At 74.8% G+C, this 4035-nt stretch carries 4 protein-coding genes; 3 read left to right on the top strand and 1 reads right to left on the bottom strand.

Annotated elements, in window-relative coordinates:
* The 3 genes from HW445_RS21065 to nudC form a co-directional block, all read left to right on the top strand.
* Positions 1 to 715, top strand: a 715-nt coding sequence (locus HW445_RS21065; protein ID WP_180222541.1) for a PD-(D/E)XK nuclease family protein, incomplete at its 5' end; no start/stop codon positions are given.
* Between the two features lie 9 nt (positions 716 to 724).
* Positions 725 to 2128, top strand: coding sequence for a dipeptidase (locus tag HW445_RS21060; RefSeq protein WP_180222540.1), 1404 nt, complete (start codon positions 725 to 727; stop codon positions 2126 to 2128).
* Positions 2118 to 3170 (top strand): NAD(+) diphosphatase, encoded by a 1053-nt coding sequence (nudC, locus tag HW445_RS21055; protein ID WP_180222539.1) that lies wholly within the window; start codon positions 2118 to 2120, stop codon positions 3168 to 3170. The genes HW445_RS21060 and nudC overlap by 11 nt, the downstream gene beginning before the upstream one ends.
* A 127-nt stretch (positions 3171 to 3297) precedes the next feature.
* Here nudC and HW445_RS21050 read toward each other — a convergent pair.
* On the bottom strand, positions 3298 to 4035 hold a 738-nt coding region (locus tag HW445_RS21050; protein ID WP_257231201.1), incomplete at its 5' end, for a hypothetical protein.

Below are 4035 nucleotides of genomic sequence, written 5' to 3'. Positions count from 1 at the left end.
CCGGCAGGCGGTCACCGAGGTCCGCCTGCCCGCCTCCCTCACCGCGTCCGAGCTGATGCGCCTCAACGAGGACCCGGACGCCTTCGCCCGTGAGCTGGCCCGTCCCATGCCGCGCCCGCCGGCGCCCGCCGCCCGCCGCGGCACCCGTTTCCACGCCTGGGTGGAATCCCGTTTCGAGGCGCTGCGGCTGCCCATGCTGGAGCCCGACGAGCTGCCCGGCACGGACGCGGAGATCGAGGACGAACGCGACCTGGAGGCCCTGAAGGAGGCCTTCGAGCGCACCGACTACGCCCGCCGCACCCCGTACCGCGTGGAGGCGCCGTTCCAGCTGGCCCTGGCCGGCCGGGTGGTGCGCGGCCGGATCGACGCCGTCTACCGGGAGAGCGGGGGCGAGGAGGTCCGGTACGAGATCGTCGACTGGAAGACCCACCGGGCCCCCACGGCCGACCCCCTCCAGCTCGCCGTCTACCGGCTGGCGTGGGCGGAACAGCGGGGAGTGCCCGTGGAATCCGTCACAGCCTCCTTCCTGTACGTGCGCACCGGAGAGGTCGTCCGGCCGGACCCGCTGCCCGGCCGTGCCGAGCTGGAGCGGCTCCTGTCAGGGGAATTCGCGGACGAAGCGGACGAGGAGGGATCCTCCGGCCCGCCGGGGGTGTCCGGTTCCACGGAGGCGGGCTCCCCGTCAGCCCACCGGCACCCGCGTGCGGGCGGATAGGGTCGGAGCATGAGCGAGACCATGGACAGCGCCGTCCAGACGTACATCGAGCAGCACCGCGCCTCGTTCCTCGAGGAGCTGGCCCAGTGGCTCCGCATCCCCTCGGTCTCGGCCCAGCCCGAGCACGCCGAGGACGTGCGGCGAAGCGCCGACTGGCTGGCCGGCGCCCTGAAGACGACCGGCTTCCCGGTGGTCGAGGTCTGGGACACCCCGGGCGCTCCGGCCGTCTTCGCCGAGTGGCCCGCCGAGGAGCCGGACGCGCCGGTCGTCCTGGTCTACGGCCACCACGACGTGCAGCCCGCCGCCCGTGAGGACGGCTGGGACACCGACCCGTTCGAGCCCGTCGTCAAGGACGGCCGCCTGTACGCGCGCGGTGCCGCCGACGACAAGGGCCAGGTCTTCTTCCACACCCTGGGCGTCCGGGCGCATCTCGCCGCCACCGGCCGCACCTCGCCCGCCGTCCACCTGAAGCTGCTGGTGGAGGGCGAGGAGGAGTCCGGGTCGCCGCACTTCCGGGCCCTGGTCGAGGAGCGCGCCGAGCGGCTCGCCGCCGACGCGGTGATCGTCTCCGACACCGGCATGTGGTCCGAGGACACCCCCACGGTCTGCACCGGCATGCGGGGCCTCGCCGAGTTCGAGGTCCGCCTGTCCGGGCCGGACCAGGACATCCACTCCGGCTCCTTCGGCGGAGCGGTGCCCAACCCGGCCACCGCCGTCGCCCGCCTGGTCGCCGCCCTGCACGACGCGGACGGCCGGGTCGCGGTCCCCGGTTTCTACGACGGTGTCGTCGAGCTCACCGAACGGGAGCGGGCCCTCTTCGCCGAGCTGCCGTTCGACGAGGAGCGGTGGCTGCGCACCGCCAAGTCGTACGCCGCCTCCGGCGAGGCCGGCTACAGCACGCTGGAGCGCATCTGGGCCCGCCCCACCGCCGAGGTCAACGGCATGGGCGGCGGCTACCAGGGCGCGGGCGGCAAGACGATCATCCCGTCCTCGGCCATGGTCAAGCTGACCTTCCGGCTGGTCGCCGGTCAGGACCCCGCGCGGATCGAGCGGCTGGTGCGCGCCTGGGTCGCCGAGCGCGTCCCCGCAGGCATCCGCCACGAGATCCACTTCGGCGGCTCCACCCGGCCCTGTCTCACCCCGCTGGACCACCCCGCCCTGCAGTCGCTGGCCCGCGCCATGGGGCGCGCCTTCGGGCAGCCGGTCCGCTTCACCCGTGAGGGCGGCTCCGGCCCTGCCGTCGACCTCCAGGAGGTGCTGGGCGCGCCGGTGCTGTTCCTCGGCATCTCGGTGCCCTCCGACGGATGGCACGCGCCCAACGAGAAGGTCGAGCTGGACCTCCTCGTCAAGGGCGTCGAGACCGCCGCGTACCTCTGGGGCGAACTGGCCGAAGGCCTGCGCGATGCCCGCTGACACCACCGACGCCAACGCCGCCGCCGCAGGCCGGCCGGCCGACTCACAGGGGGAGCCCGAACCCGCCGTGACCGCTTCGACCACCGAACGCGAACCGACCGAACCCGCACCGGACGGCGGCCTCGCCGGCCGGCCCGTCGCGCTGACCGCGCCCTCCGGCATCGACCGCGCCGCCCACCACCGGCTGGACGAGGCGTGGCTGGCCGCCGCCTGGAGCCACCCGACCACCCGCTGCTTCGTGGTCTCCGGCGGCCAGGTGCTCATCGACGAGACGCCCGACGGACGCACCGAGCTGGTGACCACCCCGTCGTTCGAGGCGCCGCTCACCGAGGCGCACCGCTACTTCCTCGGCACCGACGACGACGGGGTGCGCTACTTCGCCCTCCAGCGGGACGCGCTGCCGGGCCGCATGGACCAGTCGGCGCGCCCGGCGGGGCTGCGGGAGGCGGGGCTGCTGCTGTCCGACCGGGACGCCGGGCTGATGGTGCACGCGGTCGCGCTGGAGAACTGGCAGCGGCTGCACCGGTTCTGCTCCCGCTGCGGCGGCAAGACGGTGATCGCGGCGGCCGGACACGTGCGGCGCTGCCCCAAGTGCGGGGCGGAGCACTACCCGCGCACCGACCCCGCGGTGATCATGGCGGTCACCGACGACGACGACCGCATCCTGCTCGGGCGGCAGGTGCACTGGCCCGAGGGCCGGTTCTCCACGCTGGCCGGGTTCGTGGAGCCGGGCGAGTCCATCGAGGCGGCGGTGCGGCGCGAGGTCTTCGAGGAGGCCGGGGTCGTCGTGGGTGACGTCTCCTACGTGGCGAGCCAGCCGTGGCCGTTCCCCTCGAGCCTGATGCTCGGGTTCATGGCGCACGCGACCACCACCCACACGCAGGTCGACGGCGAGGAGATAAGCGAGGCCCGGTGGTTCTCGCGGGACGAGCTCACCGCCGCGTTCGCCTCCGGCGAGGTGCTGCCCCCCTTCGGCATCTCCATCGCCGCGCGCCTCATCGAGACCTGGTACGGCCGGCCGCTCCCCACCCGGGGGGCCTGACCAGCCGCCCGGCCGCCTCCCGGGCGCGGGTGGGCCGTCGGGCGGGGCCCCCGGGGCGGGGTGCCGGGCAGGGCCCGTCGGCCAGGGCTTGTCGAGAGGGGCTCGTCGACCTGGCCCGTCAGGCGCGTCAGGCGGGGTCCGGGAGGGGGCGGAGGGCCTTCACGAGGGCGCCGTGCAGCGCGTCGGCGTCGTCGGCGTGGAGCCGGACCACGCGAACCGCCCGCGCCGCGCCCAGCAGTCGCGGCGCGTTCACCGGCTCCGTCAGCTCCACCGTGAGGGACGTCTGCGACCCCACCGGCAGATTCAGCTCCCCTTCGGCCTCGTCGTGCGAGTACAACGACTGCCGCCGCACCGCGGCGATCCGCTCCAGCGGTATGGCGACGTCCACGTGCGCCCCGCTCCGCACCCGCAGCACCCCGCTCCCCAGCACGTGCGGGCGGACGACGGCCGCCGCCCGCAGCCCCAGCAGGAACAGCACCGTCTGGACGTCGAGCACCAGCACCACCGCGTGCGCGACCGGCCAGTCGGCCAGCAGCACCGACAGACCCACCGTCTCGACCATGCACACGAAGAGCAGCCCGTACATCATGGCGGCGTCCCCCCGCGCGTGACCGAACGCGAGGTCGCCCTCCCGCACCCCGTGACGCCTGCGCCGCACCCACAGCGCCATGCTGTGCCACAGCCGCAGCTCGTGCCCGACGAGACGCAGCACCGGCTCCGGCACCAGCTCGCCCAGCGCCCGCCGCCAGGACATTCCCCGACGCCGCAGCCGCAGCAGCGCCACCCCTTCGGCGAGCAGCAGAGCCGCCACCGCCGCCTCCGCCGCCGTCAGCACCGGCAGCGGAACCCGCACTCCGGCCACCAG

The organism is Streptomyces sp. UH6, from assembly GCF_013421635.1.
GTDB classification, from domain to species: domain Bacteria; phylum Actinomycetota; class Actinomycetes; order Streptomycetales; family Streptomycetaceae; genus Streptomyces; species Streptomyces abyssomicinicus.
Note: the sequence above shows the minus strand (reverse complement) of the source record. Positions and strands in the feature narration are given on the sequence as shown.